Annotated in this window: 10 protein-coding genes; 4 read left to right on the top strand and 6 right to left on the bottom strand. The window is 71.2% G+C overall.

Annotated elements, in window-relative coordinates:
- Positions 1 to 6: 6 nt before the first annotated feature.
- From ACWDNU_RS24910 to ACWDNU_RS24885, 6 genes are read right to left on the bottom strand one after another with little or no spacing between them, the layout of a single operon-like run.
- Positions 7 to 1,731 carry an ABC transporter ATP-binding protein gene (locus tag ACWDNU_RS24910; protein WP_449670667.1) on the bottom strand — a complete coding sequence of 575 codons (1,725 nt, stop codon included), beginning with the start codon at positions 1,729 to 1,731 and terminating at the stop codon, positions 7 to 9.
- Positions 1,728 to 3,395 carry an ABC transporter transmembrane domain-containing protein gene (locus ACWDNU_RS24905; RefSeq protein WP_449670666.1) on the bottom strand — a complete coding sequence of 556 codons (1,668 nt, stop codon included), beginning with the start codon at positions 3,393 to 3,395 and terminating at the stop codon, positions 1,728 to 1,730. Before ACWDNU_RS24905 ends, ACWDNU_RS24910 begins: the two co-directional genes overlap by 4 nt.
- A complete protein-coding gene (locus ACWDNU_RS24900; protein ID WP_449670665.1) occupies positions 3,388 to 5,352 on the bottom strand; it encodes a B12-binding domain-containing radical SAM protein in 1,965 nt (654 codons plus the stop codon). Before ACWDNU_RS24900 ends, ACWDNU_RS24905 begins: the two co-directional genes overlap by 8 nt.
- Positions 5,337 to 8,669, bottom strand: coding sequence for an amino acid adenylation domain-containing protein (locus tag ACWDNU_RS24895; RefSeq protein WP_449670664.1), 3,333 nt, complete (start codon positions 8,667 to 8,669; stop codon positions 5,337 to 5,339). The genes ACWDNU_RS24900 and ACWDNU_RS24895 overlap by 16 nt, the downstream gene beginning before the upstream one ends.
- Positions 8,666 to 10,951 carry a lantibiotic dehydratase gene (locus ACWDNU_RS24890; protein ID WP_449670663.1) on the bottom strand — a complete coding sequence of 762 codons (2,286 nt, stop codon included), beginning with the start codon at positions 10,949 to 10,951 and terminating at the stop codon, positions 8,666 to 8,668. Before ACWDNU_RS24890 ends, ACWDNU_RS24895 begins: the two co-directional genes overlap by 4 nt.
- Positions 10,944 to 16,169 (bottom strand): type I polyketide synthase, encoded by a 5,226-nt coding sequence (locus ACWDNU_RS24885; RefSeq protein WP_449670662.1) that lies wholly within the window; start codon positions 16,167 to 16,169, stop codon positions 10,944 to 10,946. Before ACWDNU_RS24885 ends, ACWDNU_RS24890 begins: the two co-directional genes overlap by 8 nt.
- Before the next feature lie 159 nt (positions 16,170 to 16,328).
- Here ACWDNU_RS24885 and ACWDNU_RS24880 point away from each other — a divergent pair, with 159 nt between their 5' ends.
- The 4 genes from ACWDNU_RS24880 to ACWDNU_RS24865 are packed head-to-tail and all read left to right on the top strand — an operon-like array spanning position 16,329 to position 23,010.
- Complete coding sequence (locus ACWDNU_RS24880) at positions 16,329 to 17,438, top strand: hypothetical protein (RefSeq protein WP_449670661.1); 1,110 nt, start codon at positions 16,329 to 16,331, stop codon at positions 17,436 to 17,438.
- Complete coding sequence (locus ACWDNU_RS24875) at positions 17,408 to 18,754, top strand: DUF6002 family protein (RefSeq protein WP_449670660.1); 1,347 nt, start codon at positions 17,408 to 17,410, stop codon at positions 18,752 to 18,754. The genes ACWDNU_RS24880 and ACWDNU_RS24875 overlap by 31 nt, the downstream gene beginning before the upstream one ends.
- 3 nt (positions 18,755 to 18,757) lie before the next feature.
- Positions 18,758 to 21,418, top strand: a complete 2,661-nt coding sequence (locus ACWDNU_RS24870) for an amino acid adenylation domain-containing protein (RefSeq protein ID WP_449670659.1) — start codon at positions 18,758 to 18,760, stop codon at positions 21,416 to 21,418.
- A complete protein-coding gene (locus tag ACWDNU_RS24865; RefSeq protein WP_449670658.1) occupies positions 21,415 to 23,010 on the top strand; it encodes a beta-ketoacyl synthase N-terminal-like domain-containing protein in 1,596 nt (531 codons plus the stop codon). The genes ACWDNU_RS24870 and ACWDNU_RS24865 overlap by 4 nt, the downstream gene beginning before the upstream one ends.
- The last annotated feature ends 217 nt before the right edge of the window (positions 23,011 to 23,227 follow it).

Raw genomic sequence — 23,227 nt, 5'->3', positions numbered from 1 at the left:
GGAGGTTCAGCTGTGCCACGACCGCCACAGCGCCGCGTAAGTTCCCTGTGCGGCAAGCAAATCCGCATGGCTTCCGAGTTCCGTGAGCCTCCCGTGTTCCAGCACCGCGACGCGGTCGGCGTCATACGCCGTGTGCAGGCGGTGGGCGATCGCGATCACCGTCCGGCCTTCCAGGACCGCGGCGAGGGATCGTTCGACGCGGCGCGCCGCGTTCGGGTCGAGCATCGCGGTGGTCTCGTCGAGGATCACCGTGTGCGGGTCGGCCAGCAGGACGCGGGCCAGTGCGATCTGTTGCGCCTGAGCGGGATCGAGCGGATGGTCACCGCGAGTCGGATCGCCGAGTTCGCTGTCCAGGCCGTCCGGCAGGGTTTCGGCCCAGCCGACCGCCTCCAGCGCCCAAGCGAGCCGGTCGTCGGGGGCTTCGGGGGCTGCCATGGCCAGGTTGTCCCGCAGCGTTCCGACGAACACGTGGTGTTCCTGCGTGACCAGCAGCGCCCGGCCGGGGGCGAGCCGGTGCACGTCCACGCCGCCGAGGGTGACGCTGCCCGTTCGCGGGGTGTCCATTCCGGCCAGCAACCGGCCTAGCGTGGATTTGCCCGCGCCGGACGGGCCGACGATCGCCAGCCGTTCGCCGGGGTGCACTGTCAGGTCCAGATCGTGGAGGACGTCGGCGGTGCCGTCGTAGGCGTAGCGCAGGGCCTTGACTTCGATCCGGTCGTCGACGGGCGCCTCGGCGGTCGGCTCGTCGTCGGCCGCGGCTTCGGCGACGCCTTTGATTCTCGCCAGGGACGCACCGCTGCTTTGCAGTTGCTCCAGCCAGAACAGGACGTGATCGAGCGGGTCCACAAGCTGCCACAGGTACAGTCCGGCCGCGATCACCGCGCCGAGGCTGAGCAGCCCGGCCCGGTGTGCGGCGCCGCCCCCGACGAGCGTCACCGCGACGGGGATCGAGTGGGAGAACACTGTTCCGGGGATGAACACCGTTCGGAGCGACAACGTCCGCATCCGGGCAGCGTACGAGGCCTCGATCGCGCGTTCCGAGGCGTCGATCCGCTGCTGCTGAAGGCCGAACACCTCGACGGACCGGGCGCCTTCGGCGGTGGCGGCCATGGCGTCGGCGAGCGCGGAGTTCGCTTCGCCCTCGGCGAGGTAGGCGGTCCGGGACCGGTTCAGGTACCACCGGGTCACGCACCACATCAGCGGGATGCCCGCGAGCGCGCACAGGCCGAGCAGCGGATGCAGCGCGAAAACGGCGCCGAGGATGAACACCGCTTGCACCACCGAGACGAACAGGTCCGGGACCGCGTCGCGCAGGGTGCCGCCGACCTGTGCGACGTCGCTGGAGCCGCGCGTGATCAGGTCGCCGACGCCCGCGCGTTCCACGACGGAGACTGGCAGGGCGAGAGTGTCGTCCACGAACCGCTCGCGCAGGCTGGCCAGCGACCGTTCCCCGAACCGGAAAGCCGCGTACCGCGCGAACCGGGTGACCAGCAGCTGCGCCACCGCGAAGGCGACGATAGCGACGGCCAGGAAGTCCACAGTGGACACTTCAGCGCCCGCGGCGACCCGGTTGACGATCTCGCCGACGAGCCACGGGGCGACGAGGCCGAGGGCCGCCGCCGCGCAGTTCAGCAGGACGATCACGGTCACGGCGCGCGGGTCGGCGCGCAGGAGTCGCAGGGCCTCGTGGCGTACCGCGCGTTTGTCCGCGACGGGCAGCGAGCCGCTCACACCTCGCCTCCACGAGCCACCAGCGATCGATACCCAGCCTCCCGGCCCAGCAGCTCCGCATGCGAACCCGCCGCGACCACCCGTCCGTCGCTCAAGAAAGCGACCCGATCCGCCTTCGCCAGGAACAGCGGCGACGTGCTCACCACCACCGTGGTCCGGCCCTGTCGCGCCGCTCGGAGCCGGTCCGCGATCAGCGACTCGGTATGCGCGTCCACCGCCGCGGCCGGATCGACCAGCAGCAGGACGTCCGCATCCGCCAGCACAGCACGCGCCAGCCGCAGCCGTTGCCGCTGTCCGCCGGACAGGCTCCAGCCCTTCGCGTCCACGGTGGAGGAAAGCCCGGAAGCCAGTACGTCTTCCGCGGCCGCGACCTCCAGCGCGGCGGTGATCGCGTCGTCATCCCGGTGAGCGGCAAGGGTTTCCCGCAGCGAACCAGCGAACAAATACCCGTCGACGTCGCTCAGCACGACCCGGCGGCGAACCTCCGCCAGCGAGACCGCGCCCAACGGAACGTCGCCCCAACGGACGTCCGAATCCGTGAGCCGGGCGAGTCGTTCCAGGACCGCGGCGGCTTCGGCCGTCGTCGAGGTAGCGAGCACCAGGAACTCCCCCGCGCGCACCTCCAGGCCAGAGACGCCGTCAGCGATCGCGGCTTGCCCCGGCGGGCCCGAAACCGCACCGGCCCGCGAGGTGACCTCCGGGCGCAGCAACAAGATCCGCACCACCCGCCGCGCGGCCACCAACCCGAGGCTGATGTCCCCCGCTCCCTCGATGAAGTACGACACCGGCACCACCAGCACGGCCACATACCCGTACACCGCGACCAGCTCGCCGATCGTGATCTCCCCCGCCGCGGTCATCCGCGCCGCGATCCACGTGGCCGCGCCCAGGAACAGCGCGGGCAGGCCGACTCCGAGCGCCTGGATCCAGCTGATCACCGCGCCGATCCGGTTGCCCTCCGCGCGCAGCGCCTGCGAAGCACGCCGGTAACCGCCCGCGAACCGGTCCTTTCCGCCGATTCCGCACAGCACCCGCAATCCCCCGGCGATATCCGCGGCCCGGGTCGTCAGCGCCGCCTCCTGTCGCCGGTACTCGGTCTCCACGTGCTGGAGCCGCCGCAGCAGCGGTCCGGTGAGCACGACCAGCAGCGGCACCCCGAGCAGAACCACGAGCGCCAGCGTCGGCGACACCGAGAACAGCAACACCGCGACCACCGCGAAAGCCACGATGCCGCCGAAACCGGGGCCGGTGACCGTCAGCGCCCAGCTGATCCGCATGACGTCGGTCGCCGAGATGCTGACCGCCTCGCCCGCCGAAACCTTCCGCGGCAGGGTCGCGCCGACCTCGACGGCCTGACGCGTCAAGGCCCGCACGGTACGGAAAGAAGCGTCCATCCGTACCTGGGTCATGGTGCGGTGCCGCACCGTCTCCAGCGTCGCGTTCACCGCGCCGATGCCCACGATCGCGGCGGCCCAGCCCAGCAACGCGGCCATGCTCCCGCCGCGCAGCCCCTCGTCGACGGCACGGGACAGGAAGTACGGCGGCAGCATCAGACAGCCCATCCACGCCGCGCTGACCAGCCCGCCGGACAGCACCCGGCCGGGTTGGCGCCGCACCAGCCACCACAGGTAGCGGCCCGGCCCCCGGGTGTCCGGGTCAGGCACCGGCACCGTCCTGAACCGTCACCAAGCCTTTCGCCACCAGTGCGTCCACAGTGGAATGCAGTTCGCCGGCGCGCGCATCACCTTCGGCCAACCGGCGCAGGACCTTCTCCTCGTTGTCCCCCAACGGGTGCACACGCGAGTGATTGCGATCGAGGGCAATCGTGATCGCCAGATGAGACTTCTCGAAACCCGCGTGCGAGGACTCGGCGTCGCCGAAGTGGACCGCACCGGAGTTGGCGACCAGGACGCGATGCAGCACGACCCCGTCGGCCAGCGACAGCTTCGCCTCGGCGGGCAGCGGATCGGCCGCTTCTCCGCCGCCGTCGAAGAACATCCGGAACGCGTTGGGGCCGAAGCGGGCGGTGTAGAGGATGTCCTCCGGCACGTCGATCAGCGCGACCTCCGGGTAGAGCCGCTGGATCCGCTCGGCCAGCCCGGTGGAGACGCCGGTGTCCTCCTCGTAGTCGAGGTGGTACCAGCGGCGCGCCGGGTCGTCCTTGACGGTGATCCCGTACACCTCGGGCTCGTCGGCGATCGGCGCGCCCTTGAGCAGCCGGAACGTGCCCGCGTCGGCGCGGCCGATCACGTGCCGGTGGTCGCGGACGAAGCGGTAGGTGTCCTCCGCCTCGGCCGCGGTCTCCGACGGGAAGTCGCTGAACACCCCGGCTTCGACAGAGATCCCGGCGGCGTGGCACATCGCGAGGATGTCGGCCATCCGCCGCGGGGTCGTGCCCTTGTCCATCGCCTTGAGCACGCGTTCGTTCGCGCTTTCGAGTCCCATGTAGAGCCGGATGCACCCGGCTTCGCGCATGGTCGCGAACACCTCCGGCGTGAAGCCCTTCTCGAAGCGCGCGACGCCGTGCCAGCTGATGTTCGTCTGCCGTTCCAGCAACGCCTCCGACAGCGACCGCAGGTGCGCGGGCAGCATGACGTCCGCCTCGAAGGAGAACACGTCTTCGCCGGTGGACGCGACCACCGACGCCACGTCCTCGGCGATCAGTTTCGGCGAGCGCATCCGGTAGGGCGCGATCTTGATGAAGGCGTAGTTGCAGAACGCACACCGGTTGAAGTAGCAGCCACGCGTGGGCATCATGCAGATGACCCGCTTGGGCGCGAAGTAGTCCTCCAGCGGCAGCATGGTGAAATCCGGGGCGGGCAGCCAGTCCAGGTTGAGCTGGTAGGTGGGGTCGAGTTGCTCCAGGACCGCGCCGCCGACGTACCGGACGATGTTCCGCACCGACGCCGGGTCACGGCCTCCGGCAAGGGAATCCGCGAAGTGCAGGAGAGTCTCGTCGGCCTCTCCGACGAGGAACGAGTCGAGCCAGCGGCTGAACCGGGCGTCGGCGGTGAGCACTTCCCGGCCCCACGTGATCACCGGCCCGCCCGCGGTGACGTGCACGCTCGGATCCTGCCGGCGGATCTCCTCGGCGAGCAGGAACGCCGGGATCAGCTGCGAGAAGTACGGCACCGAAAGGCCGATCAACCGCGGTTTCCGCGCCAGCAGCGACGGCACGGCCACGTCGCGGAAGTAGCCCGCGAGCGGCCCGGCTTCGGTTTCGACCGCGTGCGCGACCTCCTCGTAGCTGTCGTAGGTCGCCTGCGAGTAGGAGTACTTGCCGAACCGCGACTCCGGTTGTCCCGCGGTGATCAGGTCGCCGGCGAGATGGAAGATCCGCTTGGCGTAGAGCAGTTTCGCCGGATCGTAGAAGTCGACCGGATCCCGCAGGATGCGCCGCGACTCGGCGATGTTCGCGACGACTTCGGCGGCACCGCCGTCTGACACCGCCGCGAGCGGTTCCGGCCGCAGCAGGTGGTCGAAGGCCTCCAGGTTGAGGTCGCGGAGTTCGACCTCGTCGTGCCCGCCGCGCCGGAGCACCGCGCCGAGCAGCGGCAACGCGCCGTGCGGCAGCGAAGGATCCGCCGCGGGCGGGAAGACGAGCGTTACCGGGAGGCCCATGACCGCCCTCCTCGTGTCTGGGCCCGGTTCCGGCGGGCGCGGGCCCGCCGGTCGGCCGCTTCGAGTGCGGTGTCCGCGGCCTGGCCGTCCAGGAACGCCGCGAACGCGCGCACGGTGGGATAGCGGAACAGGTCGACGAGCCGGGCGCGGCTGCCCCACTGCCGTTCGATCCGGCCGTGCAGGACCGTCAAAGCGAAGGAAGTCCCGCCGAGGTCGAAGAAGTTGTCGGCGACTCCGACCGAGCGTCCGTCCAGGACCTCGGTCCACAGCCGGGCCAGGTCTCGTTCGGTGTCGGACCAGATGCCTTCCTTGACCGCTGGCTCCTCGGCCGTCGCGACTTCGTGGATTCCTTTGCTGAGCAACGGGTCCAGTTCGGGTTTCTCGCCGGTGGTCACCAAGGCGGCGATCCATTCGAGGTACGCGGTGAGCAACCGGTCGATCCGGTCGGCCTCGTAGAGCGCGCGGTCGTAGAGGAGTTCGACGCCGAATCCGTCCTCGTGGCGTTCGACGTAGACGGTCAGGTCGAACGCGGAGCCGGGCTGTCCGGCGGGCAGGGTTTCCGTCGCGACGCCCGGCAGGACGAGTTCGCCGGGCGCGAAGCCGTAGACGTTGAAGAGCACCTGCACGAGCGGACCACGGGTCGGCTCGCGGGGCACGCGCAACTCGGCGACGATGCGTTCCAGCGGTGCGGCGGGGTGCGCGAGTGCCGCCACGAACTCGGCCGCCGCGCCCCGAACCGTGTCGGCGAAGCTCCGCGTCTCGTCGGCGCGGCAGCGCAGCGGGGCGATCTCGACGAAGAAGCCGACCAGGTCGTGGAAGGCGACGTGGCCGCGGTCGGCGACCGGGGTGCCGATGACGAGGTCGTCGCGGCCGGTGACGCGGTGCAGCAGCTCGGCGAACGCCGCGAACAACACCACCGACGATGTTGTGTCCACAGTGGACGCTAGTGCTTCGACCGCGGTGGAGACGTCTTGGCCGAGCTGGCCCTTGACGAGGGCTCCCCGGTGCGTTTGCGCTGGTGGCCGAGAGTGGTCGCGAGGGAGATCGAGGACGGTCGGCGCGTCCGAGAGATGTTCGCGCCACCACTGGAGGTCTTCGGCGGAACGACGCCGGTCGCGTTCGCTTCGCCAGGCCGGGTAGTCGGCGTAGCTGACCGGCAGCGGGGCCAGCTCGCCGGTATAGGCGGTGGAGAGGTCGCGGCAGAACGGGTCGAGCGACCATCCGTCGAACACCGCGTGGTGGAAGGTGATCGCGAGGACGTGGTCGTCCGGGGCGAGCCGCAGGAGCTTCGCCCGTACCAGCGGGCCGCTAGCCAGGTCGAACGGCGCGGTGGCTTCGGCGGCCAATTCCGCCTGGAGCTGGAGGGCGGACGTGTCCAGAACCGGCAGCGGCAGTGCGGACGGTGGGTCGGCCACCGCTCGGGGCGTGCCGCCGTCGGCCGGGAACCGCCACCGCAGTACCTCGTGCCGGGCGAGGACTGCGGTCAGCGCGGCCTGCAGCTTCGCCGGGTCGACTGGTCCACGCAGTCTGCGGGCCATCGGCGTGTTGTACGCGGCAGAGCCGGGGGCAAGCTGGTCGAGGAACCACAGCCGTCGCTGTCCCGGCGAGAGCGCTGGCGGATGTCCGGTGGTCAGTTCGATCTCGTCGGTGCGCTTCGCTGTTTCAACGCGGGCAGTGAGCCCGGCGAGGGTGCGGCTTTGATAGATATCGCCGACCCCGACGTCACGGCCCAGCTCGGCGCGCAGGGCGGCGGCCATGGTCATCGCGGTCAGGGAATGCCCGCCGCCGGCGAAGAAATCCTCCCCTTCGCCGAGCAGCCGGTGCCACACGCGGGCCACCACCGCGGGCAACGGCTCGTCCGCCGCACCAGCCGCCACGGGCTCGGCGGCGACCAGCTCTCGGAGCCGGTTCAGATCGACCTTGTGCGAGGCCAGCAGCGGCAGCTCGGGCAGGCAGAACACCCGCGTCGGGACCATCGCGGCGGGCAACCGGCCAGCGCAGTACTCCCGCAGCGCCGACGGCTCCACGGTCTCCGGGACGCAGAACGCGACGACCGTTCCGGAAACCGTGTCCGCGACGGCGTGCTGGACCTCCGGATGTGCCCGCAGCGCGGTCTCGATCTCGCCGAGTTCCACGCGCTGCCCGCGGATCTTGACCTGGCGGTCCAGCCGACCGAGGAACTCCAGGTCCCCGTCCGCGGTGCGGCGCACGAGGTCGCCGGTGCGATACGCCCGGCCGCCGCTGCCGAACGGATCGGCGATGAACCGTTCCGCCGTCAGCCCGGGCCGCCCGAGGTAGCCGCGAGCGAGCCCGGGGCCGCTGATCAGCAGCTCGCCGGGGGTGCCAGCGGGCACCGGGCACAGCTTCTCGTCGACCACGTGCAGCCCGTGCTCCCCCAGCGCACGCCCGATCGGGATCGGCCGGGTCCACTCGCCGCGGGCGTCGAAGGAGGACACCATGACCGTGGTCTCGGTCGGCCCGTAGCTGTTGAGAAACCGGCGGCCCGGCGCGGTCCACCGTGCGACCTGCTCCGGTCCCGGTGCCTCGGAACCCGTCCCGAGCACCGTCAATGCGGGCAGTCCGTGCGGTTCGACCAGCGGCAGCACCGAAACCGGCAGGTTGGCGTAGGACACCTCGTGGGCGCGCAGGAACTCGTGCAGCCGGACCGGATCGAGTCGGTCGGCCTCATTAATGAGCGCCACCTCCGCGCCGAACGCGAGCGCGACCCCGATCTCGTGCAGCGAGAGGTCGAAGCCGCACGACGCGAAGGCCAAGACGCGGGCGTTCCGGTCGAGCCCCACCCACTTGGCGGCGGCTTCCAGATGGGCGACGAGGCCGCCGTGTCCGAGCGCAACGCCCTTCGGTTCGCCGGTGGAGCCGGAGGTGTACATCAGGAACGCGAGGTTGTCCGGGTCGATCTCGACCGGCGATGCGGCCGCTGCAGTGCCCTGCCGGAGACGCGGAATGCTGTGGTACGCCAGGGCTTTCTCGCCGTCGTCGTCGACGAGGACCAGCTTCGGCCGGGCATCGGCGAGGATGGCGTCGCGGCGGTGGCGAGGATGGGACAGCTCCAGCGGCAGGTACACCCCGCCCGCCAGCATGATCCCGAGAAGGCCGACGAGCATCTCCGGCGTGCGTCGCTGGCACAGGCCGACGGGGGTCTCCGGGCCGACACCGCGGGCACGCAGGGTCGCGGCGAGGCCAGTAGCGGCCGTAGCCAGCGAAGCGTAGGTGAGGCGCCGGTCCCATTGGCGCACGGCGATCGAGTCGGGGCGCTGCTCGGCGTGAGCCAGAACCCGTTGTGGCAGAAGGGTCATTCGGCCGCCTCCGGATCCCGCAGCTGGACACGCAGCTCCGACAAGTACGTCCGCCCTTCGGCATCAGGCACCCACGCGTGCTCCGGGCCCGGCAGCAACTCGGTGAGCGTCAGCGCGCTGTCCGCTCCGGCACGAGCGGCCGCCCGCAGCGCGGAGCAGAATCCCGCCACGTAGACCGGGCTGGTGAAGTCGACGTAGAGCGGTTTGCCCTCGGTCGCGAACTTGGCGAAAACCCGTTCCGGCAGGCGCAGCGCACGCCGCCAGCGCCGCACCGCCAGGTACAGCTCGCGATGCCCTTCGATCTCGGACAGCCCGGTCTCGCCGACGGTCGTCCGCCAGCTTTCCCGGCACACCACCAGCCGGTCCACAGTGATCCGCGGCGTGTGCGGTCGCACGGTGGCCGAGCGGAACGCGTCGACCGCCCGCATCATCAGCAGTTCGGAGAACAAGTCGAGCACTGGACGACGGAAGCCAGGACCGAGCACGAAGAGTTCGCCGTCTTCGTCGGTGACGGATAAAGCAGCGATCCGCACCAGCCGCTCGGGATCAGCACCCGGCGCGTCGACGAAACCGAACTGACGGTCGTCGGAGTTCTCCAGGCAGCGGTTCACCCGCGCGGTGACCCGCGGCCACGTGGAGGGGAACAGCGGCAGCATCCGGCCAGCACCGAGGTCAGTGCGCAGGTCGGCGCGCAGCTGCTCGGGATCGGGGTGGACGCGGACGGTGACGCCGGAGTCGAACGTCGGCCACGAAACGTGCAGCTCGCCGAGGACGGCGAAGAACTCCCCGCGGCGCAGAGCGTCCAGATTCTCCGCGCACAGCTGGAGATCCGGACTGTGCAACCGCGCCCCGGCCCACCCCGGGCGGCTGGCGGGGAACAGCGCCTCGACGTCGAGGCTGGCGCTGTCGCAACGGATGTCCTCGGACTGGGAGTCGAGCGCGAACAACGCCGCCCACCGCCAGGAGAACCCGGCCAGCACGGCGGCGACCGGTCCGTCGTCCTGGCCGAAAAGGACGCCGCGCGCGAGGTACCACAACTGGCCAAACGGGACATCCTGGCCGCCGTTGTCCTCGGCCAGGTCGGCATGCAGCTGCTTTAGTCCATTGTGGACCGCAGTGGCGAGTTCGGCGGTGAGCCATCGGGCGAGGTGCGCCATCCGGGTGAGCGCGGGCCCGAGTCCGGCCAGCAGCCCGGTGCCGAAGCTGACGTCCAGGTCCCGGATCGTGTCCTCGTAACAGGGAGTCCGGCCCGCATACATCTCGCCAGCACGCTGCCGTGGTGCGCTGCCGGTGACCGCGGTGACCTCGTCGTCCAGTTCCGCGAGGGCGGTCAGCAACGCGTCGGCGTCGCCCGCCGCCTCGGCCACCCGCGCCCGTGCCCGGTCGAGACGGTCGAGCCCGGCGAGCGCGTCGTGCCGGATCCGTTCGTCGCCGATCGCCTGGATTCCCCGGTACAGCGTCGATTGGGCGGTGTAGTTCAGCGGCAGATCGATGCCCCACGACACCAGCGAACGGTCGTGCAGGTCGGCGAGCATGCGTTCCAGGTCGGCCCGCGCCGCGAGGGTTCCGTCGAGCTCGGCCAGGACTTCCCGGGCGGGCCGCCCGTCGCAATGAGCGAGCAGCTGTGCTTGCTGCGGGGTGAGGGTCCGGGCGGGTTCGGTGGGGTGCAGCAGCCGGGTTCCGTCGAGCGCGAGGTGCGGGGGCAGCCGGACCGGGAGCCACGACCGGGTCTCGCTGTCCTCGGCCAGGTGCCGGGCGTACGCGTCGAGCACCCAGTACTCGAGGTGGGTCGCGCGGGCCCGGACCAGGCGCGGACCGATCTCGGCGGTGACGACGTCCGGCCGGGAGCTGATCTCGGTCCAGCTGACCGGGCCGAAGAAGCCGATCGTCTCGGTCTTGGCGCAGTAGCGCTGCCAGTAGCGGGCGAGCAGGTCCTCGTCCCGGCGGCGGCGCCGGTTCAGCCGCGCGGGTTCGGGCTCCGCCGCGATCGAATCGGCCACGCGCAGAACGCGCGCGTTCTGCCACACGAGCGCCTCGCGGAACAGCGGGTCGGCCGCGATCTTCGACAGCGCCCGGCTTCCCTGCGCGGCGGCCTCGGCGAACGCCTGCTCGGCCTCGTGCTGGTCCACGGTGCCGTCGAGGTGCGCATCGACGATCGCCGCGGCTTCGGAGCAGGTGAAGGCCGCGAGTCCGTCGGCGGGGAAGCCGGTCGTACGGAGCAGGGCCGCGCGCCAGACCTTCCAGTCGCCGCCGGGGACCTCGACGAGGTGCGCGTCAGCCACTGGCGTCGCCCCGCATCCGGGCGACCACGCCCGCCATCGCCGCGACGGTGGGCGCTTCGAACAGCACCTGCATCGGCACCCGGACGCCGACCGCGCTCCGCACCTGGGAAATCAGCTGGACCGCGGTCAGCGAGTTCCCGCCGAGTTCCGCGAAATCCTCGTCCACGCCGACCTCGGCGATCCCGAGCACGTCGGCCCACACGCGAGCGATGGCGGTCTCCAGGTCGTCGGCGGGCGCGGCGTCGGGGCCGGAAGCCATGATCGCCTCGGAGCGCTGGCGGATCCTCGCCAACGGGACCGCCGAGACGATCGCCCGAGGCCCGAGGCCCGCGCCGAGGAGCCGGTCGAGGAGGTCCACCGCCTCCTTCGGACGCAGCCCCTCGCCGGTCGGCGCGGCGGGTTTGCCGCTGAGCGCGGCGACGTCCGTGCGGCGCATGACGAAGTCGGCGACCGTGAGCACCGGGTCGCCGCGTTCGTCCACAACGGACAGATCAGCGGTGATGACCTCGCCGTCTCGGGTGCCCTGGTAGCGCGCCCAGGCCCACAGCCGCGCGGGGAACGGCCGGTGCACGACCAGTCGTCCGTAGCTCAGCGGCAGGTACTTGCCCTGTCCGTCGCTGGCCACCGAGGTGACCTCGTCGAGCACCGCGGGGTGCAGCGGCAGCCTGGCCGCCTCCGCCTGGACGGCGTCGGGGAGTTCGAACCAGGCCAAGCGGCTCGTGCCGTCGGCGGTGTCGGTCGTGTGCCGCAGGCTGCGCCACCTCCCGCCCAGCGCGAAGCCGCCCGCCTGCCCGAGACGTTCGCCGTTGTAGTCCTGACGCTGTCCGCTGTGGCTAGCGCGAAGCGCGCGCAGATCGACAGGCTCGGCGTCAGCGGCGGTCCACCTTGCCCGGGCCTCGGCGTGCACGCCGCTCTCGCTGGCGACTTCGACTCGGTACTCCCCCGCGTCGGCGCGCACGGTGACCCGGATCCGGGCGCTCTCCTCGTCGGCGAGCACCAACGGGCGCACGAACACGAGATCACTGAGTTCGGTCTGATGCCGCGGCGAGGATCGCGGCACGTGGTTCTCGAACGCCTCCCGGATCAGCTCGACGTGCGCGGCTCCCGGCATGAGGGCGCGGCCTTGGTGCCGGTGCTCGTCAAGCACCCAATGCGTTGCCGGGGAAACCGTCCCGCGGTATCCGCCGTTGCCGTCGCGATGAGTCAGGATCGGGTGGTCCCAGGCCTCGCCGGGCTGGTCGAGGACGCGCCGCCATTCCCGGGGCACCTCGGTCTCGACGGCCATGCCGACCTCCAGCCACCGCCCCCAGTTGACCGACAGCCGCCGTACCGGCCACCCGTCGGCGGCACCCGCGCACGCGTCGAGATAAGCGTTCGCCGCGCTGTAGTCGACCTGTCCCGGGGCTCCGACCAACGCCGAGGTCGAGGAGCACAGCACGAGGAAATCCGGCGACAGATCGCCGAAGGCGGCGCGGAGGAGGCTGGTGCCGAGCAGCTTCGGGCCGAGCACGCGTTCGGCCTCGGCGCGGTCCCACGCCTCGATCATCTGACCGCCGGCGACGCCCGCCGCGTGCACGATGCCGTCGAGGCGGCCGAACCGTCCGATCAGGACCTCCCGCACGCGGGCCAGGTCTTCGGCGGCGCTGACATCAGCCGCGACGACCTCGACTTCCGCCCCGGCCGCCCGCATCCGGCGGATCGCCGCGACAGCCCGGCCGAGGCGATCGGTCTCGCCCAGCGCGTCCCACTCGTGCTCCGGCGGGAGACCGTGGCGGCTGGTGAGGACGAGCCGTGCCGCGACCCGCTGCGCGAGGTGCTCGGCGACGGTGATCCCGATCCCCCCGGTACCGCCGGTGATCAGGTACACGCCTTGCTGGCGCAGCGTTGTCGAGTCCACTTCGGACAGTCCGGGAACGGGCTGGTGCTCGGGTACCCACCGGCGTCCGCCGCGCAGGGCCACGACCGGATCGCCCGGAGCAGCGCGCAGTTCCGCCAAGAGAGCACCGGTGGCGCGGTCGCCCGGCCCGAGGTCGAGGTGACGGACGCGCAGGACCGGCAACTCGATCGGGGCGACCTCAGCGAACGCAGTCACCGTGGCGCTGGCCGGATTGACGAGGTCGGCACCGGTGACATCGCGCGCGCCCCGGGTGAGGACGTCCAGTCCGATCGCGCCGCTCTCCCCCGACTGAGCCTGCGCGGTGCCCGCGAGCGCCCGCGCGCAGGCGATGAGGCTGAACAATCCGCGGTCCTGGGCACGAAGCGGGTCGTCCTCGTCGGCGTCGAGCAGCCAGGCGTGGGCGATCCGCGTCGGCATTCCGCCGCGCGCGGCGAGGTCGGCGAAGAGGCGGGCGTAGTCGTCCGGTTCGGTGGCGCGGACCCGGTAGGAGTTGCCCGGCTCCTCGCCTGCGACGACAACGTCGGCACCACTGCGCCGGAGCGCCGCGACCAGGTCGGCGCCGCGCGGGCCGTCGCTGAAGACCAGCCAGCTGGACGGTTCGCCGGTCGCCGTCAGCGGCGCGGTCTGCCGCCAGGTCGGCACGGAAACCCAGCTGTGGTCGACAGGTTCCGGAGCGGGTTGCGGCGTGCCCGGCGGGTCGGGTTCGACGAAGTAATGCGTGCGCTCGAACGGATAGGTAGGCAAAGGCACGCGACGTCCGGGAGTGCCGATGCGATCGGTGCGCACCGGGACTCCGACCGTCCACAAGCGACCTGCCGCGGCATACAAGGTCTCGACGTCGCCGCGAGAATCGCCAGGCGTCGGCAGGCTGGGCAGGGCGAGCGGCCCCTTCGACCGTGCCGCGCCGCGTGGCCGGATCCGCGCCAGCCCGGCCAGCTGCCGCCCGGGACCGCATTCGACCAACGCCCAGGAACCGTCCGCGAGCAGCCGCTGCACGCAGTCGCCGAAGCGGACGGTGTCGCGCAGCTGCCGGACCCAGTGGTCAGGGTCGACGGCCTGTTCCGGAGTGATCCAGTCCCCGGTGCGGGTCGAGAGGTAGGGCCGGTTCGGGCGGCGCAGCGACACTGCCGCGACCTCGGCGCGGAACTCCGGGAGGACCTCGTCCATCAACGGCGAGTGGAACGCGTGCGAGGTACGCAGGCTGCGATGCTGGATCTTCTCTGCGGACAGTTTCGCGGCGAAGTCTTCGATCGCTTCGCCAGGTCCGGCGACCACACAAGCCCCCGAACCGTTGACCGCGGCGAGCGACAGGTCCGCAGGCAGCCATTCGCGAAGCCGGTCCTCGTCCATCGAGACGGCCAGCATGGCTCCCGGCGGTGCCTGCTGCATCAGCCGTCCTCGCGCACACACCAGCCGGACCGCCTCGGGCACGGTGAACACCCCGGCTTCGGCAGCCGCCACGTACTCGCCGACGGAATGGCCGATCATCGCCTCGGGTTCGACGCCCCACGACCGCCACAACCGGCTCAAGGCGTAGCCGACGGCGAACAGCGCGGGCTGCGCGAACTGGGTCTCCTCCGGATGCTCGGCGAGCAACTCTCGCAGATCAGCGCCGAGTTCGTGTCGCGCCAGCGCAAGACATTCGTCCATTGCAGACTGGAAGACCGGTTCGGCGCGGTGCAGCTCGTCGCCCATGCCCGGGTATTGGCTGCCCTGTCCGGAGAACAGGAACGCGACCTTCGTGGCGGGATCGGCGACCGCTGCGGCGGGACGAGCCAGCGCCCGGACAAGGTCTTCCCGAGTCCGCGCGACCATCGCGGCGCGGTGCGGATGTTCGTCCCGCCCAGCGCGCAACGTGTGGGCGATGTCGGTGAGACTCAGTTCCGGGGAGTCCGCGACGTACTCGGCCAGCCGCGTCGCCGCCGTCTGCAGGGCGCTCTCGGTCTTGGCGGACAACGGAATCAGCGCGACTTCCGCAGCCTCAGTCACAGGCAGCACGGGCGGTTGTTCGACCACCAGGTGCGCGTTCGTGCCGCCGAAGCCGAACGAACTCACGCCCGCCCGGCGCGGCCCCGTCGCATCCCAAACCCGCGCGACTGTGTTGACGGTGAACGGCGAGTTCGCGAAATCGATGTCCGGATGCGGCGCGGTGACGTTCAGCGAAGGCGGCAGCATCCCGTGGGACACCATCAGCGCGGCCTTGATCAGGCCGACCACCCCGGCCCCCTGGCTGAGGTGGCCGATGTTGGACTTGGCCGAGCCGATCGCGCACCGCTGCCCGTCGCGCGGCTCGCGGCCGAAAACCTCGGTCAGCGCGGCGATTTCGATCGGATCGCCGAGCCGGGTGCCGGTGCCGTGCGCCTCGACGTAGCCGATCTCCGCCGGAGTCACCCCGGCGACGCTCAACGCCTGCGCGATCACCGCGGTCTGCCCCTTCGGTCCGGGGGCGGTGAAGGACACCTTTTCCGAGCCGTCGTTGTTGACCGCGTTGCCGAGGATCACCGCGTGGACGTGGTCGCCGTCCTCGACCGCCTCGGACAGCCGCTTGAGCACGACGGTCCCGCCGCCGCTGCCCCACACCGTCCCCGACGCCTGCTCGCTGAACGGCGCGCAATGCCCGTCGCTCGAATCGACGCCGCCGACGCGGGGCAGATAGCCGCGGTGGTGCGGGAGTTCGATGTTGGTTCCGCCCGCCACCGCCAGGTCGCATTCGCCGGACCGCAGGGCCTCGCACGCGAGGTGCACCGCGACCAGGGACGTCGAGCACGCGGTCTGCACGGTCATGCTCGGTCCGCGCAGGTCGAGCTTGTACGAGGTGAAGGTCGCGAGGTAGTCCGGCGAGTTGCCGACCATCGTCAGGCCGCGGCCGGCCGACTCCCAGATCCGCCGGTTGCCGCGGATGTTGCGCCAGAGGTAGTCGTCCACGCCGGTGCCGCCGTAGACCCCGACCTCGCCGCGGACGCGGCCCGGCGGATGGCCGGCGTCCTCCAATGCGGTGTGGCACAGCTCGAGGAACAGCCGCTGCTGCGGGTCGGCCAGTTCGGCCTCGCGCGGGGTCATCCCGAAGAACGCGGCGTCGAAGCCCGCCATGTCGTCGAGCACTGGGGCGGCCGGGACGAACGCGGGGTCGTCGAGCTCCTCGACCGGCACGCCGGCGGCGAGCTGCTCGGCGCGGGTGAACCGCCGGACCGACTCGACCCCGGCGGTCAGGTTGCGCCAGAACTGGCGGACGTCGGCCGCGCCCGGCACCCGGCAGGCCATCCCGACGATCGCGACCGGTTCGACGGCCGGGCCGGGGTCAGCGGAGTCACCGATGGCCATACCGCCTCACTCATCGCACATCTCGGCCGACAACCTTCTCCTCGCCAGTAGATCCAGGCCGCCCGCGTGCGTCCATGCTTTCGGACCCAGGCGAAACCACGGTGGCGAGCGGGCGGACGCGGCTACCGTGAGCCCCGTTCTCCCGCGAAAGGACCCAGATTGACCGAGAATTCGGCCCGGGTGCCCCACGTCGTCGTCGCCGGGAGCGGATCCCTGGCGCGCAGTGCGTGTTTTTCGCTTGCCCTGGCGAGGATTCCGGCCGCGGTGCACGTCCTGGCGCGCAGGCCCGGCAAGGCTCAGGAAGTCGCGGATCTCGCCGAAATGCGGGCGCGGCTGAGCGGCTCGCCAGTCTGCTTCGAAGCCGGGGACCTGACCGACCTGAGAGAGGTCTTGGCGCGGGCTCAGCCGACGGTGGTGCTGAACTGCGCCTCGCATCAGTCGCCGTGGGAACGGATGACGAGCCCGTCGGAGTGGACGAACCTGCTGCGCCGCGGCGGTTTCGGGCTCACCCTGCCGCTCCAAGCCGGACCCGCGATCTCGCTCGCCCAGGCGGTGGCGGCGGCCAGTCCGGAGTCGCTGCTGGTCAACGGCTGCTTCCCGGACGCGGTCAACCCTCTGTTGAAAGCCCTGGGGCTGCCGGTGTTCTGCGGCATCGGCAATGTGATGACCCTCGCCGCCGCACTGCGCGCGACGCTCCCCGCCGACGACACCCGGACGTTGCGCGTGCTCGCCCACCACGTCCACCTGCACGCGCCCGACGACGATGCCGACGAAGCGTTGGCCTGGCTGGACGATGAGCCGTTGGCCGACGTCACGGCCCGGCTGGCCAAGCTCCGCGCGGTCGACCGCCGAGAGCTGAACGCGGTGACCGGGCACGCCGCCGCGCTCCTGGTCGAAAGCCTGCTGACCGGCGCGGACCTCCGGACGAACGTGCCGGGACCGCTCGGGCTGCCGGGCGGGTATCCGGTGCGGATCCGCGCCGGCTCGCTGACCCTCGACCTGCCCGTCGCCGAAGACGTCGCGGTGCAGCGAAACCAGCACGATGGGCACCGCGACGGAGTCGTGGTCGCGGGCTCCGACGTCGTGTTCGGCGAAACCGCGCGCGCGGCCTTGCTGGCTTACCTGCCCGACGTCGCGGCCGGATTCCCGGTCCAGGACACCGCTTCCGTCTGCGACCGCCTCCTGGAACTGCGCGACCGTCTGCGCTCCCCTGCCCCTGTCCCGAACGAGGAGGAGCGATGCCCGTCCCCCGCGCGTCCCGGAACCTGATCACCGACTACTACGCCCGGATCCGCGCGGACATCGAACGCCGCGTGCCCGCTCCGGTCACCTCGCCTGGCCGGTTCGCTCCCGGGTCCGCACTGCCCGATCTCGACACCGCGACCCGGGAGTACTTCTCCGTCGCGACCGCCGCGTGGGGCCCGTTGGCAGAAATCGACGGCCACTCGATCCGGCTGCTCGACCTCACCGGAAACCCCGGCACCCACACCACGAAAACCTTCGCCTCCCTGCTGATCGTCGCGAGGGCGGTCGAGCACATCCGCCGCACCGGCGAGCCGATCGTGATCTTCACGCCGACGTCCGCGAACAAGGGCGTCGCGCTGCGCGACGCAGTAGACCGCGCGATCGCGACCGGCCTCGTCCGGCCCGGCCAGCTCCGGGTGATCGTGCTCGCGCCCGCCCGTTCCGAGGCGAAATTCCGTTCCAGCGCGCTGTCCCGCGAACCGGAGCTGGCCCGCCGCAATCCGGTGCTCCTGCTGGACAGCCCACGACCGGAGCAGGTCAAAGACCTCGCCCGCGAATTCGTGGCCCGCGAGGAAGTCCGTCCCGGTTCACCGCGGCTTTGGTTCACCCTCGACCTCGACAACTACCTGGTCGCCGACGCCGCCCGGGCCTTCTTCGAACACGACGTCGACCCAGCTCGCGGCAACCGCTGGCACGCGCACGCTGTGTCGAGCGCGTTCGGCCTGCTCGGCTACCACCAGGGCCGGGAACAGCTCGAAGCGGATCCGGCCGCGCACCCGGGTTTCCTGCTGGTCCAGCATCTCGGCGCGCCCGACATGGTGCTGAGCCTGCTCCACGGCGACCACGACCCCGCGAACGCGCCGCAGTACCGCCGCTCGGCCGGGCACTACGTCCAGGACGCCGACCCGCACTTCCCGCTGTCCACAGAGGACCCGGACGAGGTGCTGGAGCCGACGTTCTACACCCGCCGCCCGGCCACCTCGCAGACGATGGACCCGCTCGTGCGGCGCTTCGGCGGAACCGGGATCGTCGTGTCCCGGCGGGAGTGCACGAGCCGGTACGCGATGATCCGCGACCTGCTGAACGCCGCCGGACGGCCGATGCCCGCCGACCACGCCGAGCTGCGGGAGTGGTCGCTGGTGATGGCGATGACCGGCGTGCTGAACGCGATCGAGCGACGGCTGGTCCCGGCGGGCACCGAGATCGTCCTGCACGCGTCGGGGACGTACACCGCCGCCGACTACCAGCCGATCGAACCGTCGGCGCTCGTGCCGGTCGCCGGGTTGGACCAGGTGCGGGCCGCGGTGGACGCGGCGCTGGCCGTCCCGGCGGGGCGGTGACCCGTGCGGGCGCTGCGCATCACCGGACCGCTCGACCGGGCGGAGCTGTCTGCCGTCCTGAAGCGGATCGCCGCCCGGCTTCCGGACGATCCGCCCTCCACAGCGGACGCTCTGCCAGAGGACGCGTCTCCTCTGCGGGCAAGCCTGCGTTCTCTAGCCGAGGACGAGCACGAGTTGCTGGTCGCTCCGCCCGACGCCACTCACCTGTGGTTCGGGCAGTTCCTGGCACACCTCGTCGCTGAACTTTCCGGTTCTTCCGCACCCGAGTTCACCCCAGCCGTCGCAGCGAGCCACTCGGTCGGCTCCCGGCTCGACCTGGCCGCGTCCGGCCGCTGCGCGCGGTTGACCACCGACCTCGACGCGCGCTTCGCCGATCAGCCCGCGACGGTGTTTCTCACCGCGATCGCCTTGCTGCTGCGGCGCTACACCGGCACCGCCGCGGTACCACTCGGCCTGCCCGACGGCTCGGCGCTCATCGTCGACCTCAGTGAGGATCGATCGGTTTCGACCGCACTCAGCGACGTCGCCACCGCCCAGCGCACGGCGGTCACTGGAGTCGAAGTAGCGGTTGCGGCCGACGAATTCCTCACCGGACTCGACAATCGGAGCCTGCGCGCTTTCGCCCTCGGCGAGGACGGCCCGCCCATCACCGCAGGCAGGCTCAGCCTGGAACCGGTCGCCCGGTCCTCGACGTCGTACGACCTGGAGATCGTCCTGTCCCTCCGGACGAACCGCCCCCGGATCACCTGGCTCGGGCGCCTGCCGGAATCCCTGCTGGCCGATCTCGCCGCCGACCTGCCCACCCTGTTGGCCGAGATCCTCGACCACCCGGGTCGCTCCACGGCGGCGTTGCTGCCCCACGCCCGCGGCGACCGGACAGCGACCCTCGAGCCCTCCGGCGAGCCCCTGTTCCCCGCCGACGCGACCTCGATCGCACACCGGTTCGCCGAGATCTGCCAACAGTTTCCCGCCAATCCGGCGATCCTCACCGACACCGAAACCCTCACCTACGAAGAACTCGCCGCCCGCGCCGCCGGAACCGCCGCCCTGCTGCGGTCCGGCACTGGCCCCGTCGGGTTGCTGCTCCCGCACGGACCAGCGCACATCGTCGCGATCGTCGCCGCCGCCCTCACCGGACGGCCGTACGTTCCGCTAGACCCGCATCATCCGCCCGACCGGCTGGCCGCGATCCTGTCCCACGCAGGCGCCACCACGGTCCTGACCGACCCGGAACACCAGCCCCTGTGCGACCGGATCGCCCCGACGCTGACCGTGCACCAGCTGTCCACAGTGGAATCCCGCCCAGCGGACATTACGGCGTCCGGTGATTCCCTCGCCTACGTCCTGTACACCTCGGGATCGACCGGCAAGCCGAAGGCAGTCGCGCAGCCGCACGCGAACGTCCTCTTCCAGGTCCGCAACCACGTCGACAACTTCCGGATCAGCCCCGCCGACCGGCTCGGCCTGCTCACGTCCTTCGGCTTCGACATGGCCGTCACCGACCTGTTCTCCGCGCTGCTCAGCGGTGCCGCCGTGGTGCCGTTCGACGTCGCCGCGCACGGCGTCACCGCACTCGGCGAGGTCCTCGCGAAACACGAGGTGACGGTCTACCACTCGACGCCGACGATGTTCCGCTACCTGACCGACTCGCTCGGCGACCGTCGACTGCCCGCCCTGCGCGCGGTTCTCCTCGGCGGCGAACAGGTGCGCCGCGACGACGTGGAACGGGCACGCCGCGTCGGTGCGCCGGATTGCGTGTTCGTCAACGGCTACGGTGCGACCGAGATCAGCTTCGTCACGCAACACCATCTGGGACCCGACGCGGTCATGGACGGCGAGGTAGTCCCAGTCGGCCGCCAGTTGCCGGGCGTCGAAGTCGTCCTGCTCGACCCGGCAGGCCGCCGCACCTGCCTGCGCGGCGAAATCACCGTGCTCAGCCAGCACATCGCGCCGGGCTACTGGCGGGATCCATCCGCGTCCGCCGGGAAGTTCGTGACGATCGACGGCGTGCCCGCCTACCGCACCGGAGACCTCGCCCGCAGGCTGCCGGACGGCACCCTGATGCACCTCGGCCGCGCCGACCGGCAGGTGAAAATCCGCGGCTACCGAGTCGAACTCGGCGAGGTCGAAGCGGCTCTGTGCGCTCAGCCCGGGGTCGCGCAGGCCGTCGCTGTCGCCGGGCAGAGCGAAATCCTCGCGTACGTCGTGCCACGGGGCTCGCGCCCGGATCCGGCCTCGCTGCTCGACGCGCTCGCCCGGAAGCTGCCGCACTACCTGGTCCCGCGTTCGGTCACCGTCCTCGACACTTTCCCGCTGACCAGCACCGGAAAGGTCGACGTCCGCGCACTACCCGTTCCGTCGCCGGCCCGCCGACCTCAAGGCGACGTGCGCCAGGCGATCACCCGCGCCTGGTCGACCGTGCTCGGCCTGCCGAACCCGCCTAGGGACAAAGACTTCTTCGCGCTCGGCGGCCACTCCGCACAGGTCCCGGTGCTGAAACGCCTGCTGGAGGAGGAACTCGGCGTCGAAATCCCCCTCGGCCGGTTCTTCGACCACCCCACGATCACCGCGCTTGCCGACTCCCTGGCGACCAACCCCGACGGTGCGCTAGACCGAGTCGGCGACCGCATGTCCCGCCGCCGCGCCGCCCGGCGGTCCCGATGACCGAGGACATCGCGATCATCGGCATGGCATGCCGGGTCCCCGGCGCGGCGAACCCGGAGACGTTGTGGCGCAACCTGTTCACCGGCGTCGACCCGATCCGCCGCTACACCGACGATGAACTGCGCGCCGCCGGAGTCGAGGAAGCACTGCTGCGTGCCCCTGATTTGGTGCGCTCAGTCGGCCACCTCGCCGGAATCGCCGACTTCGACGCCGAGTTCTTCGGCTACAGCGCGGACGAAGCCGCCCAACTCGATCCGCAACACCGACTGCTGCTGGAAACGTCGTGGTCAGCCTTCGAGGACGCAGGCTACGACCCGGCTTCGTGTCCCGACACCGGAGTCTTCGCCAGCGTCGGCCCGAGCTGGTACGAGCACTACCGCTTGGCCGGCGCCTGGCCCGGCGCGCACTCAGTAGGCACCGCGACCGACCATGCCGCCGCCCGCGTGTCCTACGCACTCGGCCTGTCGGGCCCCAGCCTGGCCGTGCAAAGCGCGTGCTCGTCTTCGCTGGTCGCGGTATGCCTGGCCGCACAAAACCTCGCCGACTTCCGCTGCGACCTCGCCCTCGCCGGCGCCGCCGCCATCCCCTACCCAGCCCGCCTGGCCGCAGGCGACGGCTTAGTCTCCCTGTCCGGCCGCTGCCGCACCTTCGACGCGGACGCGGACGGCTCGGTCTTCGGCAGCGGCTCCGGCGCCGTCCTGCTCAAACGCCTCGCCGACGCTCTCGACGACGGCGACGCCATCCACGCTGTGATCCGCGGCTGGGCAATCAACAACGACGGCGACCGCCCCGATTACCGCACTCCCAGCGGCAGCGGACAGGCCGCCGTCGTGCTGGAAGCGTTGCGGGCAGCGGAAATCGAGACAGTCAGCTATGTGGAAGCACACGGCAGCGGCACCCTTCTCGGCGACGCACTGGAAGTCGACGGCCTCGACCGCGCCTTCCGGCTCGCCGGGATCCCCGGGTGCCTTCTCGGTTCGGTGAAGCCCGCGATCGGCCACCTGGACGGGGCGTCCGGGGTAGTCGGCCTGATCAAGTCCGCCCTGGTCGCCCGGCACGGCATTGTTCCGCCGACCGCGCATTTCCGGCGTCCGAACCCGCATCTCCCTGTCTCGGGCGGTTTTACGGTCAACACCGAGCCCGTCGAACTGGCCGCACCCCGCCGAGTCGGAGTCAGCTCATTCGGCCTCGGCGGGACGAACGCGCACGTCCTCGTCGAGCAACCCCCGCCGCTCCCTCGCCCTGAGTCTTGCTCCCAGCACCTCCTCGTCCTGTCCGCCCGCACCCCGCAGACCCTGGCGACTGTCGCGGCCCAGCTCCGGGATCGCCTGGCCCGCGAACCGGACCTGCCGCTGGCCGACGTCGCGTTCACCCTGGCCACCGGTCGCCGGGCGTGGCCCTTTCGGCAGTTCGAAATCGTCGGGAGTTCCCCATCCGCCGAGCTGGCGAACCTCGGCAGGCGGTGGATGGAGGGCGGCACGCCGGACTGGTCAACGGTCTTCGCCCCCGGCCGCCGCCGAGTGTGGCTGCCGACCTATCCATTCGAACGAACCCGCCACTGGGCCAAAGGGGTTCCGGTGCTACCCGAATGAGGCCAGGTCATGTCACGCAACTTCCGCCACGACCAGCCCGGACGCGCTCGGAGACTGGTCCCGGCCTCGCGACGCCACGCAACAGCCCGCGGAATCGCCGCCGAGCAAGCTCCAACCACCCGCCACCTGGTCACGCGGCCCTGCCCGGCCGAGGGCAACTCAGGTCACCCACCACCTCCCGCCCCGCCACCAGCTCAGCGCGAAACCGCCTCCCTGT

This window comes from Amycolatopsis sp. NPDC003676 (genome assembly GCF_053587275.1).
This window is presented reverse-complemented; position numbering and strand designations above follow the sequence as displayed.

Excerpts from the sequence above, each read along its gene's own strand:
- ACWDNU_RS24900 (WP_449670665.1), bottom strand. The coding sequence starts at position 5,352 with ATGGGCCTCCCGGTAACGCTCGTCTTCCCGCCCGCGGCGGATCCTTCG.
- ACWDNU_RS24895 (WP_449670664.1), bottom strand. The coding sequence starts at position 8,669 with ATGACCCTTCTGCCACAACGGGTTCTGGCTCACGCCGAGCAGCGCCCC.
- ACWDNU_RS24885 (WP_449670662.1), bottom strand. The coding sequence starts at position 16,169 with ATGGCCATCGGTGACTCCGCTGACCCCGGCCCGGCCGTCGAACCGGTC.
- ACWDNU_RS24875 (WP_449670660.1), top strand. The coding sequence starts at position 17,408 with ATGCCCGTCCCCCGCGCGTCCCGGAACCTGATCACCGACTACTACGCC.
- ACWDNU_RS24865 (WP_449670658.1), top strand. The coding sequence starts at position 21,415 with ATGACCGAGGACATCGCGATCATCGGCATGGCATGCCGGGTCCCCGGC.